The organism is Enterobacter asburiae (assembly GCF_007035645.1).
In the GTDB taxonomy this organism is placed as follows: Bacteria; Pseudomonadota; Gammaproteobacteria; order Enterobacterales; family Enterobacteriaceae; genus Enterobacter; species Enterobacter asburiae_B.
On sequence record NZ_AP019632.1, the window covers coordinates 4,354,111 to 4,376,196 of the forward strand.

Here is a 22,086-nt window from a genome sequence, read left to right on the forward strand (position 1 = left end):
CGTTAATTTTTTTGCCACAAGGTTAATCGTTATCAACACCAAAGCTTGAAAAATATGTTTAACTGGGCCGTAATGAAAGTATCAGACGACGGCATTCTCACTTAGTCATCGATAACTTAAGGAAGGAGTAACACTATGGCTTACAAACACATTCTCATCGCGGTTGACCTCTCTCCGGAGAGCAAAGTGCTGGTTGATAAAGCGGTATCCATGGCACGTCCCTACAACGCGAAAGTTTCGCTGATTCACGTTGACGTGAATTACTCCGACCTCTACACCGGTCTGATCGACGTGAATCTTGGCGATATGCAGAAACGCATCTCCGAAGAGACTCACCATGCCCTGAGCGAACTCTCCACCAACGCGGGCTATCCGATTACCGAAACCCTGAGCGGCAGCGGCGACCTGGGCCAGGTGCTGGTTGATGCGATTAAGAAATACGATATGGACCTGGTGGTTTGCGGTCATCATCAGGACTTCTGGAGCAAACTGATGTCTTCAGCGCGCCAGCTGATTAACACCGTTCACGTGGATATGCTGATTGTTCCACTGCGTGACGAAGAAGACGAGTAAGTGCGTTAAACTCCCCTCACCCTAACCCTCTCCCAAAGGGAGAGGGAATAGATCGAGGACACAGGCCGGGTAAGGCGAAGCCGCCACCCGGCTTTTTTATTCCGGCGTACCCGGATAAATATCAAACCGGTGCCCTTTGGTGGTCACCGCGTTAGTGGTCGCAACGTCCGCCAGCGGCGGCGCATAGTCCGGGCGCTTTACCACCACCCGCTTCGTGGCAAGCTGACGAGCCGGCTCCAGCAGGCCATCGGCATCCAAATCCGGTCCCACCAGCGACTGAAACACCCGCATCTCTTTCTTCACCAGCGCGCTTTTCTGCTTATGCGGGAACATAGGGTCGAGATAGACCACCTGCGGGCGCGGGGTGATATCCGTCAATGCCGTCAGGCTGGAGGCGTGGATCAGCTGTAGTCGTTCCTGCAGCCACGGGCCGACTTCCGGGTCCGCATAGCCCCGCGCTAGTCCATCATCGAGCAGCGCAGCGACGACCGGATTACGCTCCAGCATCCGCACGCGACAGCCGACTGACGCCAGCACAAACGCATCGCGCCCCAGCCCCGCCGTGGCATCGACCACGTCCGGGAGGTAGCTCCCTTTGATGCCGACCGCTTTGGCCACCGCTTCGCCGCGACCGCCGCCAAACTTGCGCCGGTGCGCCATCGCGCCGCCGACAAAGTCGACGAAAATCCCGCCGAGCTTCGGTTCGTCGCGCTTGCGTAATTCGAGATGTTCCGGCGTCATCACCAGCGCCATCAGGTTTTCTTCATCGTGCTCCAGCCCCCAGCGGGCCGCCAGAACAGATAAGGCGCCGTCTCCGGCGCCTGTTTCATCTACTAAGCAGATCTTCACGTAACAATCAGCCTTTGATCCCGTAATGCTCAAGCATCGCATCCAGCTGCGGCTCGCGGCCGCGGAAGCGTTTGAACAGCACCATTGGCTCTTCAGACCCGCCGCGGGTCAGGATGTTATCGAGGAACGACTGGCCGGTTTCGCGGTTGAAGATCCCCTCTTCTTCGAAGCGGGAGAAGGCATCTGCCGCTAGCACGTCGGCCCACAGGTAGCTGTAGTAGCCCGCCGCGTAGCCGCCTGCGAAGATATGGCTGAAGGCATGCGGGAAGCGGCCCCAGGTTGGCCCTGGAATAACGGCAACCTGCTTTTTAATCTCGGCCAGGGTCTCAAGGATTTTCGCACCCTGCTCCGGGCTAAACTCGGCGTGCAGGCGGAAATCGAACAGGCCGAACTCCAGCTGGCGCAGAATGAACATCGCCGCCTGGTAGTTTTTCGCCGCCAGCATTTTGTCCAGCAGCGCTTTCGGCAGCGGCTCGCCGGTCTCGTAGTGGCCGGAGATAAACGCCAGCGCGTCCGGCTCCCAGCACCAGTTTTCCATAAACTGGCTTGGCAGCTCGACCGCATCCCACGGCACGCCGCTGATACCGGCTACGCCTGCGGTTTCGATACGGGTCAGCATGTGGTGCAGACCGTGACCGAACTCGTGGAAAAGGGTGATCACTTCGTCGTGGGTGAACAGCGCCGGTTTGCCGCTTACCGGACGGTTGAAGTTACAGGTCAGATAGGCGACCGGTTTTTGCAGGGAACCGTCGGCTTTACGCATCTGGCCCACGCAGTCGTCCATCCACGCCCCGCCGCGCTTGTTCTCACGCGCGTAGAGATCGAGGTAGAAGCTGCCGCGCAGCTCGTTTTTCTCATCATACAACTCGAAGAAGCGCACGTCCGGGTGCCAGACGTCGATATCGGTACGCTCTTTGGCGGTGATGCCATAGATGCGCTTTACCACTTCGAACAGGCCGTTAACGGCTTTGTTTTCCGGGAAGTACGGGCGCAGCTGCTCGTCGCTGATGCTGTAGAGGTGCTGCTTCTGTTTTTCGCTGTAGTACGCGATATCCCACGGCTGCAGCTCGTCCACGCCGAACTCGGCTTTCGCGAAGGCGCGCAGCTGGGCCAGCTCTTTCTCACCCTGCGGACGGGCGCGTTTCGCCAGATCGGTCAGGAAGTCGAGCACCTGCTGCGGGTTCTCCGCCATTTTGGTGGCGAGGGATTTATCAGCGTAGTTTTCGAAGCCCAGCAGCTGCGCCAGCTCGTGACGCAGGGCGAGGATTTCCGCCATTACCGGGCTGTTGTCCCACTTACCGGCATTCGGCCCCTGATCGGAGGCGCGGGTGCTGTACGCGCGGTACATCTCTTCGCGCAGGGCCTGGTTGTCGCAGTAGGTCATCACCGGCAGATAGCTCGGGATATCAAGCGTTAACAGGAAACCTTCCTGCTCTTTCGCTTCGGCCTGGGCTTTTGCCGCCGCCAGCGCGCTTTCCGGCATACCGGCCAGCTCAGCTTCGTCGGTAATCAGCTTCGTCCAGCCCATGGTTGCGTCGAGCACGTTGTTGCTGTACTGGTTGCCCAGCTCGGACAGACGCGCGGCAATTTCGCCGTAGCGGGTCTGCTTCTCTTTTGGCAGGCCAATCCCGGACAGCTCAAAATCACGCAGGGCGTTATCGACCGATTTTTTCTGCGCCGTGTTCAGTTCGGCATAGTGGTCGCCGTCGCGCAGGTCGCGGTAGGCTTTGTAGAGCCCTTCGTGTTGCCCAACCCAGGTGCTGTACTCAGAGAGCAGCGGCAGGGTCTGCTCGTAGGCTTCGCGCAGTTCCGGGCTATTTTTTACCGAGTTCAGGTGGCTCACCGGGGAGAAGATACGCCCCAGCACGTCGTCCACTTCGGCCAGCGGCTGACACAGATTTTCCCAGGTGTACGGCGCGCCCTGCGCTACCACGCTTTCTACCGCCGCGCGGCAGTTGTCCAGCGATTGCGTAACGGCTGGAACCACATGCTCAGGGAGGATTTTAGAAAACGGCGGCAACGAAAAAGGCGTCAGTAATGGATTGGTCATAAACGCTGTCCTGTTGAAATAGGTGAATGAAGCGCGCATCCGGCGCTGTGCATATAGGATCTAGAATGGGGTTAAGTGTAGAGGATTTCAATGCCGGGCGTTGCGCTTTCGCGGCGGTGGAAACTTTTCTGTATACTGTGGCGATACGCTCTATTTTTGCCCGATGGCGTTACGCTTATCGGGCCTACGTTTACTACCTGGAACACATTCATCCATGCTCAGTTATCGCCACAGCTTCCACGCAGGCAACCACGCCGACGTCCTTAAACACACCGTTCAGAGCCTGATCATCGAATCGCTCAAAGAGAAAGAGAAGCCGTTTCTCTATCTGGACACGCACGCGGGCGCGGGCCGTTATCAGCTGAGCGGCGAGCATGCCGAGCGTACCGGTGAATATCTGGAAGGGATTGCCCGCATCTGGCAGCAGGACGACCTGCCTGCCGAGCTGGAGCCTTACATCGGTGTGGTGAATCACTTCAACCGCAACGGCCAGCTGCGCTACTACCCTGGCTCACCGCTGATTGCACGCCAGCTGCTGCGCGAGCAGGACAGCCTCCAGTTGACCGAACTGCATCCGAGCGACTTCCCGCTGCTGCGTTCCGAATTCCAGAAAGACAGCCGCGCCCGCGTGGAAAAAGCCGACGGTTACCAGCAGCTGAAGGCCAAGCTGCCGCCGGTTTCCCGTCGTGGCCTGGTGCTGATCGACCCGCCGTACGAAATCAAAACCGACTATCAGGCGGTGGTAACCGGCATCCACGAAGGCTACAAACGCTTTGCTACCGGCACCTATGCCCTGTGGTACCCGGTGGTGCTGCGCGCGCAAATCAAACGCATGATCAAAGACCTGGAAGCGACCGGCATCCGCAAGATCCTGCAGATCGAGCTGGCGGTACGCCCTGACAGCGATCAGCGCGGCATGACCGCCTCCGGCATGATTGTGATCAACCCGCCGTGGAAGCTCGAAGCGCAGATGAACAACGTGCTGCCGTGGCTGCATAAAACGCTGGTGCCCGCCGGTACAGGCCACGCCACCGTCAGTTGGCTCGTGCCGGAGTAATCGCAGTCATCGGTGGAAACTATTGATTTCAGGTATACAATCGCGGCAATTCACGATTAAGGACAAAAGCAATGACTAAGCATTATGACTACATCGCAATCGGCGGCGGCAGCGGCGGCATCGCCTCCATCAACCGTGCGGCCATGTACGGCCAGAAGTGCGCGCTGATTGAAGCCAAAGCGCTGGGCGGCACCTGCGTGAACGTGGGTTGTGTACCGAAGAAAGTAATGTGGCATGCGGCGCAGATCCGTGAAGCTATCCATATGTATGGCCCGGACTACGGCTTTGACACCACCATCAACCGCTTCGACTGGGACAAACTGATCGCCAGCCGTACCGCCTACATCGACCGCATTCACACCTCGTACGACAACGTGCTGGGTAAAAATAACGTCGATGTTATCCGCGGTTTCGCCCGCTTTGTGGACGCGAAAACGATCGAAGTGAACGGCGAGACGATCACCGCCGATCGCATCCTGATCGCCACCGGCGGTCGTCCGAGCCACCCGAACATCCCGGGCGTGGAATACGGCATCGACTCCGACGGTTTCTTCGAGCTGCCTGCCCTGCCAAAACGCGTTGCCGTTGTTGGCGCGGGCTATATCGCGGTGGAACTGGCTGGCGTGATTAACGGCCTGGGCGCGGAAGCGCACCTGTTCGTACGTAAACACGCGCCGCTGCGCAGCTTTGACCCGCTGATTGTCGATACGCTGGTTGAAGTGATGAACACCGAAGGCCCGACCCTGCACACCAACGCCGTGCCAAAAGCGGTGGTGAAAAACGCGGATGGTAGCCTGACGCTTGAGCTGGAAGATGGCCGCAGCCAGACCGTCGATTGCCTGATCTGGGCGATTGGCCGTGAACCTGCGAACGATAACTTCAACCTGGGCGTGACGGGCGTGAAAACCGACGAAAAAGGCTATATCGTCGTCGATAAATTCCAGAACACCAGCGTACCGGGCATTTATGCGGTCGGCGACAACACCGGCGCGGTTGAGCTGACGCCGGTCGCCGTTGCGGCGGGTCGTCGTCTCTCCGAGCGCCTGTTCAACAACAAGCCGGACGAGCATCTGGACTACAGCAACATCCCGACCGTGGTCTTCAGCCACCCGCCAATCGGCACCGTCGGCTTAACCGAGCCGCAGGCGCGCGAGCAGTATGGCGACGACCAGGTGAAAGTGTATAAATCGGCCTTCACCGCCATGTATACCGCCGTCACCTCACACCGTCAGCCGTGCCGCATGAAGCTGGTCTGCGTGGGCCCGGAAGAGAAGATTGTCGGCATCCACGGCATCGGCTTCGGTATGGACGAGATCCTGCAGGGCTTCGCCGTGGCGCTGAAGATGGGCGCAACCAAGAAAGACTTCGACAACACCGTGGCCATCCACCCGACGGCCGCGGAAGAGTTTGTGACCATGCGTTAATCCTGATGCCCCTCTCCGGAGGGGCATTTTTTTAACATTCATAAATCGTTGCAAAACGAATGCTCCGAAAATAGTGATCTACCGCACATATCCCTCCCCATCTACCGAAGCGAATGTCTACGCTTATAAGACGCCCGGATAAACCTGTCTTTTGAACACACAACCGGAGGTCCCTATCACCATGTTCAACCAGAAACTACAGGCTACCGAGAACATCGAGTTCGAGATTGCAGAAGAGCTGCGCTACGAGACCGATCCCTGCGAGTTGAAACTGGATGAAATGATTGAGGCGGAGCCGGAACCCGAAATGATCGAGGGGCTACCCGCCTCCGATGCGTTGACGCCCGCAGACCGCTATCTTGAACTGTTCGAGCATGTGCAGTCGACGCGGCTGTTTGCGGACAGTAAAACCTTTCCCGACTGCGCGCCGAAGATGGATCCGCTGGATATCCTGATCCGCTACCGCAAGGTCAGACGCCACCGGGATTTCGACCTGCGCCAGTTTGTGGAGAACCACTTCTGGATGCCGGAAACGTACGGCACAGAATATGTCTCCGACCCGGGACTCTCCCTGAAAGAGCATATTGATAACCTGTGGCCGGTGCTGACGCGCGAGCCGCAGGATCATATTCCCTGGTCTTCCCTGCTGGCCCTGCCGCAGGCCTATATCGTCCCCGGCGGGCGATTCAGCGAGACCTACTACTGGGATTCCTATTTCTCCATGCTGGGGCTGGCGGAGAGCGGCCGTAACGATCTGCTCAAATGTATGGCGGACAATTTCGCCTGGCTGATTGAACGCTACGGGCATATCCCCAACGGCAACCGCACCTATTACCTCAGCCGCTCGCAGCCGCCGGTCTTTGCCCTGATGGTGGAGCTGTTCGAGGAGGACGGCGTGCGCGGTGCGAAACGCTATCTGGACCACCTCAAAATGGAGTACGCCTTCTGGATGGACGGCGCGGAGTCTCTGCTGCTTAACCAGGCTTACCGCAGCGCCGTGCGTATGCCGGACGGTTCACTGCTCAACCGCTACTGGGACGACCGTGATACCCCGCGCGACGAATCGTGGATCGAGGACGTGGAAACCGCGCGCCACTCGGGTCGTCCGCCCAATGAGGTGTATCGCGACCTGCGCGCGGGGGCGGCGTCCGGCTGGGATTACTCGTCCCGCTGGCTGCGCGATCCGTCGCGGCTCGCCAGCATCCGCACGACGCAGTTTATCCCCATCGATCTGAACGCCTTCCTGTTCAAGCTGGAAAGCGCTATCGCCAACATCTCGGCGTCGAAAGGGGATAAAGAGACGGCAGAGGCGTTCCGCCAGAAAGCCAACGATCGCCGCGCGGCGGTGAACCGCTATCTGTGGGATGAGGAGAGCGGCTGCTACCGCGATTACGACTGGCGACGCGAAGAGCTGGCGCTGTTTTCTGCCGCCAGCATTGTGCCGCTGTATGTTGGAATGGCGACGCACGAGCAGGCAGAACGTTTGTCGGATGCGGTCAAGGCGCGTCTGCTGACGCCGGGCGGAATTCTGGCGACCGAGTACGAAACCGGCGAGCAGTGGGATAAACCCAACGGCTGGGCGCCGCTGCAGTGGATGGCGATTCAGGGGTTCAAGCAGTACGGCAACGACTCGCTGGGCGATGAGATCGCCTGGAGCTGGCTGCATACGGTGAACCATTTTTATAAGACGCATCACAAGCTGATTGAGAAGTACCACATCGCCAGCAGTACGCCGCGCGAAGGCGGCGGGGGTGAGTATCCGCTGCAGGACGGTTTCGGCTGGACGAACGGCGTGGTGCGGCGGCTGATTGGGTTGTATGGGGAGCCTTAAGCGGGGTGCGGTCTGGTGCCCTCACCCCTCACCCTAACCCTCTCCCCAGAGGGGAGAGGGGACTGCACGGTGCGCTCTTCATCTCCCTCGCCCCTATGGGGAGAGGGCTGGGGTGAGGGGAAAAATTTTAGCGAATCACCTCATAAATGGCAGTCTGAATGGACTGCCATTTTTTCGTGGTGGCATCCGGCTGCGACTGCGCGCGGCGAGTGGCCATGTCGAGATCGTGCTGCTGGCGTTTCACCACGGCAGGCACGGTGCAGAACGCTTTGAGATACTCTTTACGAACCGAGGTCAGAGACTCGCCGTTCGACATGGCGTGGCTGAGCGTGTTGATGAAGCGACGGCACGGCTTCTCTTCCACCATGTTCTGGCGGTAGCGTAGCATCAGCTCCAGCACATCGTCATAGCCTGCCGACATCGCCTCTTCGGTCCAGGACAGCTTCCAGTCCATACCGCCCTGCAAAAATAGCAGGGTCACGCGGGTATCGTTGCGGTTAATGGCCGAGCGGAAATTATTCTCGTCCCAGGTGACCCCCATGCGCGTGAGCGTTTCGCGCGAGGAAGGCGTCTCGCGCATTTCCTGCGGAGGAGCCGCTTCAGCCGCGCTGGCGGTTGCAGGCTGCGGTTTGCTGCTGGTCACCAGCCAGAAGCCTCCCGCCACGATAGCAATCACCATGACGCCAACCGCCCCCCATAGCGCACCGGAAATGAGCTGCTCGCGTTGTTCAGGGGTACGCGGCGCGCGCTGGGTCGGCTTTTCAATGGTGTCACGGACTTCAAACAGATCCCCACCGGTGACCCGATCCATTTTCTGCGCCTTTTCCCAGAAGGTATGCAATTCGCTGGCATCTACCGCCATGAATCCGGCCGGATTGACGCGCGTTCTCCCCTCTTCAAACGCGCGCTGAACGGGCCGCGCGATCTGCGCGTAGTAGCTATCCAGCAGCTGAATTTGCGCCGAGCTTAACGTTTTCTGAACGGTGATGCTGTTGCGGATTTGCCGGATGTCATCGAGGAAGGTTTGCAGCGTTTTGCGCGGCTCAACCAGCAGCGTCAGCATGGACGGGTCGCTGAACAGCGAAGCGTAATAGCGGCTGAACTCTTTTTTATCCACCAGCATCTGCGCCAGTTCACTGAACATCATGCCGCTCAGGACATCATTGATCTCGCCAAGCTTCAGCCAGCGCCGTACGCGGTCAGCGTTAAACAGGGTCTTTAGATGGTTGTTCAGCCGCACCTGATCGGGCCAGGCCTGCTGGATGAGTCCTTTAATCATCAGCTCAATCGCGCGTACCTGCTTGTGCGCCTGCTGCTGCTGGAGTTCGCTTCCCGGTGCCAGGTCGGTGCTGTAGGTCAACAGCGGCTGCTGCAGGCGAAGATGTTCCAGCGCGGTCACAAACCGCATCGCCGCAATAAGCTGGTTTTCACTCACATCCTGTCCGCTTTCATACTGCGGAACGCGCTGCTGCAGCAGGCGAAGCTGGAGCGTAAATTCCGACATCTCGGCATCATTGAGGTTGAGTTTTTTCGCAACGGCTCCCCAGCCGCCCAGAGCTAATCGCGCGCTGTCGAGTTGTTCCAGAAACCAGCGTGGATCTTTTCCCTCAGAAGCATGTACATTCAGAAGGAGTAAAATTTCCACCGACGCATGGCGAATGACCGCCAGACAGTGTTCAAACTGTTCGCGAATATGATGTGATGTGCTGAGAGTCATTGTTTTCCTTAAGCGACAACGAAGACATCCGGAATGGGCACGAAACGCCCTTTATTCTTTTTATTTATACGCGGTTAACCATACCTGACTTTCTGTTGAAATAAAGTGACAACCCTAAAATGATTTAAAATGTTTCAGGAGAATCTGAATGCCGGTTTTAATTACCTCTCGACTGACCTGTTCGCCCCTGCAGGAGCAAGACTGGCCCTTTTTTCTGGCGCTACAGCAGCACCCGGACGTGATGCGCTTTGTGGCGGAAGACCGCCCCGCCGCGGCGATCCGCGAGGCGTTTGATTCGCGCCTGGCCCCATGGGCACCGGGCAGCGCGCACTGGCTTTGTCTCGTCGTGCGTGACACCGCCTCACAGGCCCCGCTGGGCGTTACCGGGTATATTCATCGGGAGGAGGACTGCGCCGAAGTGGGCTTCCTTTTCGCACCCGAGGCGCAGGGGAAAGGTTACGGCTTTGAATCCCTGAAAGCGCTTTGCGATTACGCTTTTCATCAGGGCGGTATACGGCGGCTCACCGCCACCGTCACCGCGGGAAATGTCGCGTCAAGACGCCTGCTGGAAAAAGCCCGCTTTCGTCTGGAAGGTGAATTACGCGAGAGCTATTACCTTGCGGGGCGCTGGCAAAATGACTGGCTATTTGGTTTATTACAGCAGGAATACCTGAATAATAATTCCTGACCAACCGCTTTTTAGCAGATATTTCCCGGACGTCGTTTCCTCTTCAGTGTCGCTATTAAGAGGAAACGAATATCAAACGTCATTCGCTGAAAATATTTTCTGCCGCCATTGCGTTAATAAATAAACATCAGGGTCTTTCTCTGGAGAAATATCGTGATGAAAAGGGGTTATCGGCTATGGCTGCCTGCGTTCTTTATCACTGTCAGTATGCAGACACATCCATATTAAGGGTTTCCTTAAGAGGTTCCTTCCCCTTAAGCCCGTGCATCACAGGAACATACCACCTGATACTTCAATACGTTGCGCATTCATCCAGCCCAATTTATCGCTGAGCAGTGCCGCAATGGCATCGCCAATATCGTCCGGCAGCCCCACCCGTCCCAGCGCCGTCTGCGACGCCAGCAGCTGATTCAGCTCTGCGTTGTCGCGCACGCGTCCGCCGCCAAAGTCGGTTTCAATCGCGCCCGGCGCAATGATATTGACGGAAATTCCGCGCGCGCCCAGCTCTTTCGCCTGATAACGCGTCAGCACTTCCATCGCTCCCTTCATGGCCGCGTAGGTCCCAGAGCCCGGCTGGGTAAAACGGGCCAGCCCGCTGGAGACGTTGAGGATACGCCCCCGTCGTTAAGCAGCGGCAGCAGGCGCTGGGTCAGGAAGAAAGGTCCTTTGAAATGAATGTTCAGCGCTTCATCAAACTGGGCTTCCGTCGTGTCGGCATAGGGCGCATATAAACCCGTTCCGGCATTGTTCAATAAATAGTCAAAGGTTTCGCGCTGCCAGACGGTCTTAAGGGTTTCCTGAAGCTGTCGGGCAAAATGCTCAAAACCCGTGATATCCCCGACGTTGAGCTGTAATGCCGCTGCGTTGACGCCTTTTTCCTGAATTTCATGCACAACATCCAGCGCTTCCTGCTGGCTACGGTTGTATGTCAGGACAATTCCCGTTCCGTCTGCCGCCAGCTTTAACGCAGCGTTTTTACCCAGACCACGGCTACCACCCGTCACTAATGCGATACGTTCACTCATCATAAACCTCGTTTTGGCTGTTAAGGAGATTGAGAAAGAGCTTATTAGGTGATAGAAAATCAATAAAGATGGGTTAAAACGCTTCACTGTTTCACCAGAAACAACAATGAGCTTCCTCTATGGATAAAATTCACGCAATGCAGTTGTTCGTCCGCGTCGCGGAACTGGAGAGTTTTTCCCGCGCGGCCGAAACATTAACCCTGCCGAAAGGCAGCGTCTCGCGGCAAATTCAGGCCCTGGAAAACCGGCTTGGCACTCAGCTATTGCACCGCACCACGCGCCGCGTCAGCCTGACGCAGGATGGCATGGTCTATTACGAACGGGCAAAAGATCTGCTGGCAAACCTTGATGAACTCGACGGTATGTTTCAGCACGATCCTTCCAGCATCAGCGGTCGGCTCCGCGTGGATATGCCCGTCGGCGTTGCTCGAAATTTAGTCATCCCCAAACTGCCTGCTTTTCTGCAGCACTATCCGGGCATTGAACTGGAGCTCAGCAGCAGCGATCGTCTGGTGGATGTGATCCGCGAAGGGTTTGATTGCGTGGTGCGCGTCGGCACATTGAAGGATTCAGGGCTGATTGCCCGTCCGCTGGGCAAGCTGTCGGTGATTAACTGCGCCAGCCCGGATTATCTGGCGCGATTTGGCTACCCGGAAATCCTGGACGATTTAGGCTCGCACGCCGTCATCCACTACGCCGCGATGCTGGGAACCCGCCCGCAGGGCTTTGAGTTTTATAACGGCAGTGCGACGCAGTGGATAAAAACGGGCGGGGTGTTAACCGTCAACAGCACGGAAACTTACCAGGCTGCCTGTCTCGCCGGGCTGGGCATTATTCAGGTTCCGCGGGTTGGGGTGCGTGATTTACTGCGCGCGAAGAAACTGATTGAGATCCTCCCGCAATACCGGGCTGAACCGATGCCTGTCTCCCTGATTTACCCCCACCGCCGCAACCTCTCCCGCCGGGTCCATCTGTTCATGGAGTGGCTTACCGAACTCACAAAAGCTTACGTGGACTAGCCGCAAGCTATAATTCAAAAACACATCCAGCTCAACGAAAAGGAAAATGCGCGTGACGCCGGAAAACAATCCGCAACGACCGACTCAACATTTAGAGTATGACCCCATCAAAAAGATGGAAACCGAGCCTGAAGCGCCCGCAACGCCGGGAACAGCCAGCAAAGCGCTGGGTACGGTTACCAGCATGGCAGAAAAGATCCAGCAGCTTCCCATGATTGCGCACCTGATACGCGCCACAGAACGGTTTAATGACCGTATGGGAAACCAGTTTGGTGCCGCCATCACCTATTTTTCCTTCCTGTCGATGATACCCATCCTGATGGTGTCGTTTGCGGCAGCCGGTTTTGTGCTCGCGTCGCACCCGACGCTGCTGCAGGATATCTTCACTAAGATCCTGAATAACGTCAGTGACCCGACCCTTGCCAGCACGCTCAAAAGCACCATCAATACCGCCGTTCAGCAGCGTACCACCGTCGGCATCGTCGGTTTGCTGATTGCCCTTTACTCCGGCGTTAACTGGATGGGCAACCTGCGCGAGGCCATCCGCGCCCAGTCGCGCGACGTCTGGGAGCGTAAGCCGCAGGACCAGGAGAAAATCTGGGTGAAGTATCTCCGCGATTTTGTTTCGCTGATTGGCCTGCTCGTCGCGCTGATCGTGACGCTTTCCATTACCTCCGTGGCGGGCTCGGCGCAGCAGATGATCATCTCCGCGCTGTATCTTGATTACATCGAATGGCTCAAGCCCGCCTGGCGCGGCATTGGGCTGGCCATTTCCATCTTCGCCAACTACCTGCTGTTCTTCTGGATATTCTGGCGCTTGCCCCGCCATCGTCCGCGCAAGAAGGCGCTGATCCGCGGCACGTTGATTGCGGCGATCGGCTTTGAGGTGATCAAAATCGTGATGACCTACACGCTGCCGTCGCTGGTGAAATCCCCTTCTGGCGCGGCGTTTGGCTCGGTGCTGGGACTGATGGCCTTCTTCTATTTCTTCGCCCGTCTGACCCTGTTCTGCGCGGCATGGATTGCCACCGCCGAGTACAAAGGCGACACGCGAATGCCCGGTAAAACACACCGCTAGCCCCGCTCTCGGGCTGAAATTTCAGCCCGATTCATCATTTCAGCATATAAATCCAGTCCGTAACTTTTATTTAACTGAAAACCAGTTTAATTGACTGATATTTAAAATCTGTGAAGCATTTCATAGACGTGTTTTCGCTGGCCTGAAAATTATCCGCTTTTTGTTGCTTTTATCACCAGCGCGCGGCTTTGTTACAGATTGAAATGTCGCTTTTGCTGTGCGTAATATGGCCTTTCGTTCGACAAAAATAAGAAAATATTATGCAAGCAACAGCCACCACACTCGACTCAGGAACGGAAAACGTTCCGGTAAACTCGCGCAATAAAGTTGTCGTCGCCTCGCTGATTGGCACCGCCATTGAGTTCTTCGACTTTTATATTTATGCCACCGCCGCGGTCATCGTCTTCCCGCATATTTTCTTCCCGCAGGGCGATCCGACGGCGGCCACGCTGCAGTCTCTGGCCACCTTTGCCATCGCGTTTGTTGCGCGTCCGATTGGCTCTGCGCTGTTTGGACACTTTGGCGATCGCATTGGCCGAAAAGTCACCCTGGTGGCCTCGCTGCTGACGATGGGCATCTCCACCGTAGCCATCGGTCTGCTGCCGACCTATGAAACCATCGGCATTCTGGCGCCGGTCCTGCTGGCGCTGGCGCGTTTCGGTCAGGGTCTGGGGCTGGGCGGTGAATGGGGCGGCGCGGCGCTGCTGGCCACCGAGAACGCCCCGGCGCGCAAGCGCGCGCTGTACGGTTCATTCCCGCAGCTGGGCGCGCCGATTGGCTTCTTCTTTGCCAACGGGACGTTCCTGCTGCTCTCCTGGCTGCTGACGGATGAACAGTTCATGAGCTGGGGGTGGCGTCTCCCGTTTATCTTCTCAGCCGTGCTGGTGCTGATTGGCCTGTATGTGCGTGTTTCGCTGCATGAGACTCCTGTTTTTGCGAAAGTGGCCGCGGCGAACAAGCAGGTGAAAGTGCCGCTGGGTACGCTGCTGACCAAACACGTCCGCGTGACCGTACTGGGCACGTTCATCATGCTGGCAACCTATACGCTGTTCTACATCATGACCGTCTACTCCATGACGTTCAGTACCGCCGCCGCGCCGGTTGGCCTGGGGCTGCCGCGTAACGAAGTGCTGTGGATGCTGATGATGGCGGTGATCGGGTTTGGCGTGATGGTACCGATTGCGGGCCTGCTGGCGGATAAATTCGGTCGTCGTGCGAGCATGATTACGATCACCACGCTGATTATTCTGTTCGCGCTGTTCGTCTTCCCACCGCTGCTGGGTTCAGGTAGCCCGGCGCTGGTGATGGCCTATCTGCTGATTGGCCTGAGCCTGATGGGGCTGACCTTCGGCCCGATGGGCGCGCTGCTGCCTGAGCTGTTCCCGACGGAAGTGCGTTATACCGGCGCGTCGTTCTCCTATAACGTTGCCTCTATTCTGGGCGCGTCCGTTGCGCCGTATATCGCCACCTGGCTGCAGGCGAACTATGGTCTGTTCTATGTGGGCGTCTATCTGGCGGCCATGGCGGCGCTGACGCTGATTGCGCTGCTGCTGACGCACGAGACGAAGCACCAGGCTCTGTAATTCACTGCGGCCTGATGCCCTCACCCCGGCCCTCTCCCACAGGGAGAGGGAGAAAGGGAGCTACTTCTTCATCTGCGACAAAATAGTCCGGCACTGATTGGCCTCGCCTTCTGACGGCGAAATCAACGCCAGCAGCGCTGCGGCCGGGGTGACCAGCGTAGCCAGGGCCGCAGCCACCGCACCGCGCGCAATCAGCGGTCCGGGCTTCACGCCCGCCTGAGGGTTTTTGAAGGTCCCGCGCACGTAAAGCGGCGAGCGCAGAGTGATGATGCGGATCCCCTTACTTTCCGGGTCAATCGTCAAATCAAGCTGCTCCGAGGCCATGCTGGCGGTCCCGGTCACGTTAATCACCGCGTTTTCCGTGTCGAAGGCAAATATCTGCGGACGCGCCACGCCGTTAACCAGATCCAGATTGGCCGCCGCGCAGTTCACCCGCACCTCATCATCACCGAAGATCTGCCCGATAACGAAATTACCCACGTTCAGCCCCAGGATCTCCATCAGGTTGCGGCTGACCAGCCCGTCGTTCATCAGCAGCTTCAGGTTACCATTGCCGCTGCCCAGCAGCGCCGCCACCGAGTTCCCCACGCCGCGAATGTCGGCATCACCGTTCATTTCACCGAGGGTTTTCTGCATCAGCTCTACGTTCGGCATCAGCTCTTTCAGCTTCAATCGACGCGCCTGGATCTCCGCCCGTCCCTGCATCGGCTTCTTATCGCCTTCCAGATGAATGTTCGAGGAAATTGTCCCGCCCGCCATGCCGAACTTCAGCGGCTGCAGGCGCAGATCGGCATTTTTGAGGAGGATATGGGTCGAAAGATTGCTGATTGGAAGCGTACTGCCATGTTCAATTTTTCCGCCTTTGAAGCGCACATCCGCATCCATCACGTTCCATTTGTCGGTTTCGAAGCGATCGTATGGCAGCACTTTGCCGGCAGGCTGAACATCCTTTTTGACCTCTTTCGACCTGGTACCTTTACCCGAATCCACGCCAATCAGCGGACCAAGATCGGCCAGACGCAGCTGACGGGACTCAACATCCCCTTCCAGTTTCGGGCGCGGTTTTCCGGTGGTGTAGGTCAGCGTGCCGTGAATATCACTGTCGCCGATGCGGCCGTTGAAATCCCGGTAGTCAAAAACGGACGCTTTTTCGGTGTCGATTTTGGCAACCAGATGCCCGTCCGTTTCGAACGGCGGGGTATCCGGCAGCAGCACGCCGGTCAGTTCATACAGCTCGCCCAGCGAATCGCCGGCAAATTTAAGCTGAAGGTCGACGCCGCCCATATTCATCGGGTCGTTGACCGTGCCAACGAACGCCACGCGGGTGTTACCGGAACGGAAGTCCGCCTGCACCGGGAACGGCGTGCCTTCGCTCCGCAGCGCCAGCATGCCGCCTATTTTCCCTTTACCGCTGAGAGGCCGATCGTTGTAGCGTCCTTTTGCCGTCAGGCCGAAGACATAGTCACCCACGCTTGCCGCGTCGCCTTTTGCTTTCGTGCCCGTGACTTCGCTAAACGGCAGCGGTTTGCCCAGCGGATCGACGAGGATCTCCACGTCCGCCTTGCTGACCTTATCGTCGATGGCGATCCGCCCGCGATCGAAGAGAATATTGTCGAGACGGAACGACCAGGAAGAAGGCCGGGCATTCGGATCTTTTTCGCTGTCGCTGGCAAGGTTAAACGTCCAGTTGTTGTTTTTTTCTGAAAGTCGGATCAGGCGCGCATCGGGCTGCTGAAGTTTGATCCACGGCAGATAGACCGTTTTGGTGAGGAGCGCCAGCGGAGCCAGCGTGGCTTCAACGCGCGGCAGGTGGATCATGGTGACGTCCGGGATATCCGGCGGGTTGCCGAGAATGATGTCGTCGGCATGGACGTGAGGCCAGGGGATCCAGCTGCGCCAGCCGGGCTCCTCTTTCTGACGCTCCCACACCACCCCTAAATCACCGCGTATGGCGAAGGGGCGGTTCAGTTCGGTTGAGACTTTCTGGTTGATGGTCGGCTTGAGACGGTTCCAGTCAAACGTCGCAATAATGATGGCGACGACCACGATCAACAACAAGAAAATCCCTGCTGTCCAGGAGATTACCCTGGTTGTTCTCGTCATTTTTATCCCCTTTCCTGATGACCTGTTCTGTAAAACTATAGTCCAGACAAAGGGAAGCGGGCTTATCAGAGGGTCGTTATAACGCTATCGAGGCGATCCATGGGTACCGGGCGGGAGAGATAATAGCCTTGCGCCGCCGCTGCGGGAGAGTTTTGCACATCACGCCACTCTTCCAGTGTTTCCACACCTTCAACAATCACGCCCTGGCAATAGCGGTTCATCAGCTGTAATAACAGCGTAAACAGATTCCGCCCTTCCGGGGTCTGACGCAGCATAATGAACAGGTCGCGGGCCACTTTGATGTAGTCGTAGCGCACCTCACTCAGGGCGGAGAAGTTCGCCATGCCGGTGCCAAAGTCATCCAGCCACAGCGGGCCGTATTCGCATATCGACGCAAACGAGGAGTCCTGCGGCAGGCGGACATGCTCCACCAGCTCAAAGCGCATCCACGGCAGGGTGGCGATCAGCTCCTGCAATTTTGCGTTCTGACGCAGCGCCAGCAGGGTTGGACCATCGACGTTCACCGAGGCGAGGATATCGTGCTGTTCGAAAAAGGGCTGCTTCGTCGCCAGCATACGAAGCTGTTCTTCCAGCACGTCCAGACGCTGGCGAACGGCAACTTCGGCAAAATAGCGATCCGGCGCGATGCGCTGAGTAGGGTTTGAGGGATGCGTAACGACGGTCAAAATTTCAATTGCCATCAGTCGACCATCTGTTCGGTAGATCGGCTGATAGGTGTACGCACGCTCACATTGCAGCCAGTAGCGATGCTCCTGCAAGTTCTCAATACTTGCCTCAGGCGTAGTGCTCAGCCGCTGGATAACCTGCTCTGACTTCATTTCAGATGTCCTGTTGTTGGGATAGCCTTTCTGGACTCGTCACAGGATTATCGGCGCGACAATTGAGAACTTTATGTTCAATTCACCGGGAAAATGAAATTAAGATGACAGAAATGCGCGGGAACACGCGCTGGCTCAAATAAATAATGGAACGTTGTTTTAATATAGTTGACCGGTTAATTCACTCAGCGCACACTGCTGATAATTCTTCTGTTCAGGTTCACGACTATGTCCAAAAAAATTGCCGTGATTGGCGAATGCATGATTGAGCTGTCACAAAAAGGCGCGGAAGTCAGCCGCGGATTTGGTGGCGATACGTTAAACACGTCCGTTTATATTGCCCGTCAGGTCGCGCCTGAGGCGCTCACCGTGAACTACGTGACCGCCCTGGGTACGGACAGCTTCAGCCAGCAAATGCTGGAGGCCTGGCAGAGTGAACATGTCGAAACGTCGCTGATTCAACGTATGGAGAACCGCCTCCCGGGGCTTTATTACATCGAAACCGACAGCACCGGCGAACGCACGTTTTATTACTGGCGTAACGAAGCCGCGGCCAAATTCTGGCTGGAGAGCGACGCGGCCGCGGCCATCTGCGAAGAGCTGGCGACCTTTGACTACCTCTATCTGAGCGGGATTAGCCTGGCGATCCTGAGCCCTACCAGCCGTGAAAAACTGCTCTCGCTGCTGCGCGAATGCCGTGCAAACGGCGGCAAGGTTATTTTCGATAACAACTACCGCCCGCGCCTGTGGGCCAGCCGCGAAGAGACGCAGCAGATCTATCAGCAGATGCTGCAGTGCACCGACATCGCCTTCCTGACGCTCGACGATGAAGACGCCCTGTGGGGTGAGAAACCGGTAGAGGACGTGATTGCACGCACGCAGGCGGCTGGCGTGAGCGAAGTGGTGATTAAGCGCGGGGCGGATTCGTGCCTGGTCGCGGTGGCGGGCGAAGCGCTGGTTGACGTTCCGGCGGTGAAGCTTGCCAGAGAGAAAGTGATTGATACCACGGCGGCCGGTGATTCATTCAGCGCGGGCTATCTGGCGGTACGTCTGACGGGTGGAACGCCGGAAGCGGCGGCACAGCGTGGTCACCTGACGGCCAGCACGGTGATTCAGTATCGCGGGGCGATTATTCCGCGTGAGGCGATGCCTGTTTAAGGAGGGTACGGGCTAATGCCCTCCCCCTCTCCCACAGGGAGAGGGAATGTTGAAGCATTACTGCCCCTGCGGAATATCAGTCGCGTCCGGATGTAAATCATCAGCCGTGGCGGCCTGCGCGGGCTGCGGCGCGGTAGCCATAATGGAATCCCAGGTCTTCTGAAGTTCCTTCATGTCATATTCCGGCTCGCCCTTCGGTTGCAGGAGAATCAACGCCATCTCCTGCGACAGCTGCTGACGGAGGTCCTGATTGAGCATCTCGACGGTCAGACCGTTCAGGAAGTCCTGACGCAGTTTCTGATACTGTTCCGGCGCAATGTCCACCACCTGATTCTGCAGGGAGCGAATACGCTGGCTGATCAGAATGTCGGTATCGGCGCGAGCGTAGGTCGCAAACAGCTTCTGCAGCTCAAGTTTTTTCTGCGCCACGAGAGCGTTGAATTCCTCTTCGGAAAGCCCCTCTTTACGCACTTTTGCCAGCTCTTTTGCGACCACGCCCAGATTAGCATTCAGCTTATCGCCCGGCGATTCAACGTTGATGGCACACTGCGCACGCTGGAACAGCACGCGGCAGTCAAAACCAAGACCGATATTCTTCACGTTGTTCTTGCTCAGCGTCTGCTGAACGTGCCAGAACAGCGCTTCACGCGCCAGATCGGCACGCCAGTAGCGCAACATCGCCGCGGACTCGCGGATGGGCTGCCAGGCGTTATCCCACATGACGGAGAGGCGATCCTGACGCACGGCGTCCGTCATAATGCTGACAGGCTCTGCACGCAGTGGAGAGAGCGTCGGGACAGGGGCTGGCGTTTCACGCTTGCCTTTCAAATCACCAAACGCTTTGTTGATCTGCTCCACCACCGCGCGGCTGTCCACGTTACCCACCACGATCAGCGTCATCGCATCCGGGGTGTACCACTTCTGGTAGAACGATTTTACCTGTTCGGCGTCCACCGGCTGTTTCAGCGGTTCGGCCGGGTCATGTCCCAGCAGCGTCGAGCCCTTCAGGCGGTAACGCCACCAGCCCTCTTTGGTATCCCCGGGCCAGGTCGCCACCATGTCGCTGTTGCTCAGCGCATAGTTGACGGTGTCCGGCGTAATCGCCAGATTGCCAGAGGCATCGGAGAGATACGTAAGCGCTTCTTTAAGGAGGTCGTTACGGTTATTAGGCAGGCTCAGGTTAAACATGGTGTAGTCATACGAGACCACAGCCGGAGGGAGCGGGCGTTTCGGATCGATGGCCTGCTGCCAAAGCGAACGCACCTGAACCGCTTGCAGGCTGCCGCTCTGCGTGAGCGCCAGCCGGGGAATAAAATGGCTAAAACCGGTTTGCTGAGTGCTTTCCGCGAGGGAACCGGTATTAATGGACAGACGGATTTCTACACGGTCACTGGGACGTTGCGGAGTGGCTAAAACCTGCCACTGAAAACCGTTCGCTAATGTCCCTTGTTGCCAGGCCGGGTCTGGCTGGAGCGCATCTGCCTGCACATAACTGGCTGCTGCCATCATCAGCAAACCGCCGGTTAAGAGTCGAATTTTTGTGCCCTGCATGTGAACCCCTGATCAACATTCCTGGTTAAAAAAGAGTGTTTCGCGACGCGCTTCACTCTTAAAGATGACGATGAAAACACGTCGATTAGACCGCGCGTTCGGCAAAACGTCACGGTCAGAAGTGAAATATACCCAAAAAAAATCTTGTCGAATTATGACAGGTACGAACAGTTATTATGCGCAGGAGCCCGCATCCCGACAAGGGAATACGGGCATTTGTGACAAGATTAAGAGGTTAAGCCAGGATTTTTGCTGTCAGTTGAACGGTTATTCAGAGTATCGTCGAGCTTTTTGTGATCCAGCTCTTTCACCCATTTCGCCACCACCACCGTCGCCACGCCGTTACCCACCAGGTTGGTTAACGCACGCGCCTCTGACATGAAGCGGTCGATACCGAGAATCAACGCCAGACCCGCCACCGGCAGGTGACCCACAGCGGAAATAGTAGCAGCCAGCACGATAAAGCCACTGCCCGTCACGCCTGCCGCGCCTTTAGAGGAGAGCAGGAGCACCACCAGCAGGGTAATCTGATGGAAAATATCCATATGGCTGTTGGTCGCCTGAGCGATAAACACGGCCGCCATCGTCAGGTATATCGAGGTGCCGTCCAGGTTGAAGGAGTAGCCCGTCGGGATCACCAGCCCGACCACCGATTTACGGCACCCCAGCTTTTCCATCTTGTCGAGCATACGCGGCAGCGCCGATTCTGAAGAGGAAGTCCCCAGAACGATCAGCAGCTCTTCGCGGATGTAACGGATAAATTTGAAGATGTTGAAACCCGTCGCGCGGGCGATGGAGCCCAGCACCACGACCACGAAAAGGATACAGGTGATATAGAAGCAGATAATCAGCTGACCCAGCTGCACCAGCGTACCGACGCCATATTTACCGATGGTGAAGGCCATCGCGCCGAAAGCACCGATCGGCGCCAGGCGCATGATCATATTGATGATGCCGAAAATCACCTGGGAGAAGCTTTCGATCACATTAAAGATAAGCTGGCCTTTGCTGCCCAGACGGTGCAGAGCAAAGCCAAACATCACGGCAAACAGCAGAACCTGCAGGATGTTTCCGCTGGCGAACGCGCCAATGACGCTGCCCGGTATCACGTCCAGCAGGAAGGCCACCACGCCCTGATCCTTCGCCTGCTCGGCATACACCGCGACCGCTTTGGCATCCAGCGTTGACGGGTCTACGTTCATCCCCGCGCCCGGCTGCACCACGTTGACGATGATCAGACCGATAATCAGCGCAAGGGTACTGACCACTTCAAAATAGAGAAGCGCCACTGCACCGGTACGACCGACCGCCTTCATGCTTTCCATGCCAGCGATGCCCGTTACTACGGTACAGAAGATCACCGGAGCGATGACCATTTTGATGAGCTTAACGAACGCGTCGCCAAGCGGTTTCATTTGCGCGCCCAGCTCAGGGTAATAGTGACCCAGCAGAATACCGATGGCGATGGCTGTCAGGACCTGGAAATAAAGACTTTTGAAGAGTGAGGTTTTCATAAGGTGTCCTTGGGAAGAAAAACCACA

Annotated in this window: 16 protein-coding genes and 2 pseudogenes; 10 read left to right on the forward strand and 8 right to left on the reverse strand. The window is 57.2% G+C overall.

The window, feature by feature from the left end:
- The first annotated feature begins 135 nt into the window (after window positions 1–135).
- The gene (gene uspA / locus FOY96_RS20910; RefSeq protein WP_003861223.1) at window positions 136–573 is read left to right on the forward strand and encodes a universal stress protein UspA; all 438 of its coding nucleotides are present in this window, start codon (window positions 136–138) and stop codon (window positions 571–573) included.
- A 96-nt stretch (window positions 574–669) separates the two neighbouring features.
- Here the strand turns inward: uspA and rsmJ are convergent, their stop codons facing one another.
- Together rsmJ and prlC are read right to left on the reverse strand one after the other, a co-directional pair.
- Complete coding sequence (gene rsmJ, locus FOY96_RS20915) at window positions 670–1,422, reverse strand: 16S rRNA (guanine(1516)-N(2))-methyltransferase RsmJ (RefSeq protein WP_029740252.1); 753 nt, start codon at window positions 1,420–1,422, stop codon at window positions 670–672.
- Between the two features lie 7 nt (window positions 1,423–1,429).
- The gene (prlC, locus tag FOY96_RS20920) at window positions 1,430–3,472 is read right to left on the reverse strand and encodes an oligopeptidase A (protein ID WP_048976969.1); all 2,043 of its coding nucleotides are present in this window, start codon (window positions 3,470–3,472) and stop codon (window positions 1,430–1,432) included.
- A 214-nt stretch (window positions 3,473–3,686) separates the two neighbouring features.
- On the opposite strand from prlC, the gene FOY96_RS20925 reads away from it, so the two are divergent.
- From FOY96_RS20925 to FOY96_RS20935, 3 genes are all read left to right on the forward strand, one after another.
- Complete coding sequence (locus tag FOY96_RS20925) at window positions 3,687–4,529, forward strand: 23S rRNA (adenine(2030)-N(6))-methyltransferase RlmJ (RefSeq protein WP_143347678.1); 843 nt, start codon at window positions 3,687–3,689, stop codon at window positions 4,527–4,529.
- Between the two features lie 71 nt (window positions 4,530–4,600).
- Window positions 4,601–5,953 carry a glutathione-disulfide reductase gene (gene gorA / locus FOY96_RS20930; protein ID WP_143347679.1) on the forward strand — a complete coding sequence of 451 codons (1,353 nt, stop codon included), beginning with the start codon at window positions 4,601–4,603 and terminating at the stop codon, window positions 5,951–5,953.
- A gap of 181 nt (window positions 5,954–6,134) precedes the next feature.
- Window positions 6,135–7,784: an alpha,alpha-trehalase gene (locus FOY96_RS20935; RefSeq protein ID WP_033146864.1), complete on the forward strand. Its 1,650-nt coding sequence runs from the start codon at window positions 6,135–6,137 to the stop codon at window positions 7,782–7,784.
- 127 nt (window positions 7,785–7,911) lie between these two features.
- Here the strand turns inward: FOY96_RS20935 and FOY96_RS20940 are convergent, their stop codons facing one another.
- On the reverse strand, window positions 7,912–9,501 hold the full coding sequence (locus FOY96_RS20940; protein ID WP_094934861.1) for an STY4199 family HEPN domain-containing protein: 1,590 nt from the start codon (window positions 9,499–9,501) through the stop codon (window positions 7,912–7,914).
- Between the two features lie 148 nt (window positions 9,502–9,649).
- Here FOY96_RS20940 and FOY96_RS20945 point away from each other — a divergent pair, with 148 nt between their 5' ends.
- On the forward strand, window positions 9,650–10,189 hold the full coding sequence (locus FOY96_RS20945) for a GNAT family N-acetyltransferase (protein ID WP_143347680.1): 540 nt from the start codon (window positions 9,650–9,652) through the stop codon (window positions 10,187–10,189).
- 71 nt (window positions 10,190–10,260) lie between these two features.
- Window positions 10,261–10,359 (forward strand): annotated as a pseudogene (locus FOY96_RS23300) (lysozyme); the annotation flags it as partial.
- A 97-nt stretch (window positions 10,360–10,456) separates the two neighbouring features.
- Here the strand turns inward: FOY96_RS23300 and FOY96_RS20955 are convergent.
- A pseudogene (locus FOY96_RS20955) lies at window positions 10,457–11,214 on the reverse strand (SDR family NAD(P)-dependent oxidoreductase).
- A 119-nt stretch (window positions 11,215–11,333) separates the two neighbouring features.
- On the opposite strand from FOY96_RS20955, the gene FOY96_RS20960 reads away from it, so the two are divergent.
- From FOY96_RS20960 to FOY96_RS20970, 3 genes are all read left to right on the forward strand, one after another.
- Window positions 11,334–12,233: a LysR family transcriptional regulator gene (locus FOY96_RS20960; protein ID WP_143347681.1), complete on the forward strand. Its 900-nt coding sequence runs from the start codon at window positions 11,334–11,336 to the stop codon at window positions 12,231–12,233.
- A gap of 52 nt (window positions 12,234–12,285) precedes the next feature.
- Complete coding sequence (yhjD, locus tag FOY96_RS20965) at window positions 12,286–13,311, forward strand: inner membrane protein YhjD (RefSeq protein WP_048981470.1); 1,026 nt, start codon at window positions 12,286–12,288, stop codon at window positions 13,309–13,311.
- A gap of 260 nt (window positions 13,312–13,571) precedes the next feature.
- On the forward strand, window positions 13,572–14,894 hold the full coding sequence (locus FOY96_RS20970; RefSeq protein WP_023309582.1) for an MFS transporter: 1,323 nt from the start codon (window positions 13,572–13,574) through the stop codon (window positions 14,892–14,894).
- A 60-nt stretch (window positions 14,895–14,954) separates the two neighbouring features.
- Here the strand turns inward: FOY96_RS20970 and FOY96_RS20975 are convergent, their stop codons facing one another.
- Both FOY96_RS20975 and pdeH read right to left on the reverse strand, forming a co-directional pair.
- Entirely contained in the window at window positions 14,955–16,997 is a 2,043-nt protein-coding gene (locus FOY96_RS20975; RefSeq protein ID WP_143347682.1) for an AsmA family protein, read from the reverse strand.
- 65 nt (window positions 16,998–17,062) lie between these two features.
- The gene (gene pdeH / locus FOY96_RS20980) at window positions 17,063–17,836 is read right to left on the reverse strand and encodes a cyclic-guanylate-specific phosphodiesterase (protein ID WP_023309584.1); all 774 of its coding nucleotides are present in this window, start codon (window positions 17,834–17,836) and stop codon (window positions 17,063–17,065) included.
- 228 nt (window positions 17,837–18,064) lie between these two features.
- On the opposite strand from pdeH, the gene kdgK reads away from it, so the two are divergent.
- A complete protein-coding gene (kdgK, locus tag FOY96_RS20985; protein ID WP_048981464.1) occupies window positions 18,065–18,994 on the forward strand; it encodes a 2-dehydro-3-deoxygluconokinase in 930 nt (309 codons plus the stop codon).
- A 57-nt stretch (window positions 18,995–19,051) separates the two neighbouring features.
- Here the strand turns inward: kdgK and FOY96_RS20990 are convergent, their stop codons facing one another.
- Together FOY96_RS20990 and FOY96_RS20995 are read right to left on the reverse strand one after the other, a co-directional pair.
- Window positions 19,052–20,545 carry a M16 family metallopeptidase gene (locus FOY96_RS20990; protein ID WP_033146870.1) on the reverse strand — a complete coding sequence of 498 codons (1,494 nt, stop codon included), beginning with the start codon at window positions 20,543–20,545 and terminating at the stop codon, window positions 19,052–19,054.
- A gap of 227 nt (window positions 20,546–20,772) precedes the next feature.
- Window positions 20,773–22,059 (reverse strand): dicarboxylate/amino acid:cation symporter, encoded by a 1,287-nt coding sequence (locus FOY96_RS20995; RefSeq protein WP_023309587.1) that lies wholly within the window; start codon window positions 22,057–22,059, stop codon window positions 20,773–20,775.
- Window positions 22,060–22,086 lie beyond the last annotated feature (27 nt).

What these genes read in the sequence shown, in the direction of transcription:
- FOY96_RS20925 (WP_143347678.1), top strand. Translation starts at nt 3,687, where the DNA reads ATGCTCAGTTATCGCCACAGCTTCCACGCAGGCAACCACGCCGACGTC.
- FOY96_RS20940 (WP_094934861.1), bottom strand. Translation starts at nt 9,501, where the DNA reads ATGACTCTCAGCACATCACATCATATTCGCGAACAGTTTGAACACTGT.
- FOY96_RS20945 (WP_143347680.1), top strand. Translation starts at nt 9,650, where the DNA reads ATGCCGGTTTTAATTACCTCTCGACTGACCTGTTCGCCCCTGCAGGAG.
- FOY96_RS20975 (WP_143347682.1), bottom strand. Translation starts at nt 16,997, where the DNA reads ATGACGAGAACAACCAGGGTAATCTCCTGGACAGCAGGGATTTTCTTG.
- FOY96_RS20995 (WP_023309587.1), bottom strand. Translation starts at nt 22,059, where the DNA reads ATGAAAACCTCACTCTTCAAAAGTCTTTATTTCCAGGTCCTGACAGCC.
- kdgK (WP_048981464.1), top strand. Translation starts at nt 18,065, where the DNA reads ATGTCCAAAAAAATTGCCGTGATTGGCGAATGCATGATTGAGCTGTCA.
- pdeH (WP_023309584.1), bottom strand. Translation starts at nt 17,836, where the DNA reads ATGAAGTCAGAGCAGGTTATCCAGCGGCTGAGCACTACGCCTGAGGCA.
- FOY96_RS20970 (WP_023309582.1), top strand. Translation starts at nt 13,572, where the DNA reads ATGCAAGCAACAGCCACCACACTCGACTCAGGAACGGAAAACGTTCCG.
- FOY96_RS20990 (WP_033146870.1), bottom strand. Translation starts at nt 20,545, where the DNA reads ATGCAGGGCACAAAAATTCGACTCTTAACCGGCGGTTTGCTGATGATG.
- uspA (WP_003861223.1), top strand. Translation starts at nt 136, where the DNA reads ATGGCTTACAAACACATTCTCATCGCGGTTGACCTCTCTCCGGAGAGC.
- FOY96_RS20960 (WP_143347681.1), top strand. Translation starts at nt 11,334, where the DNA reads ATGGATAAAATTCACGCAATGCAGTTGTTCGTCCGCGTCGCGGAACTG.
- gorA (WP_143347679.1), top strand. Translation starts at nt 4,601, where the DNA reads ATGACTAAGCATTATGACTACATCGCAATCGGCGGCGGCAGCGGCGGC.
- prlC (WP_048976969.1), bottom strand. Translation starts at nt 3,472, where the DNA reads ATGACCAATCCATTACTGACGCCTTTTTCGTTGCCGCCGTTTTCTAAA.
- FOY96_RS20935 (WP_033146864.1), top strand. Translation starts at nt 6,135, where the DNA reads ATGTTCAACCAGAAACTACAGGCTACCGAGAACATCGAGTTCGAGATT.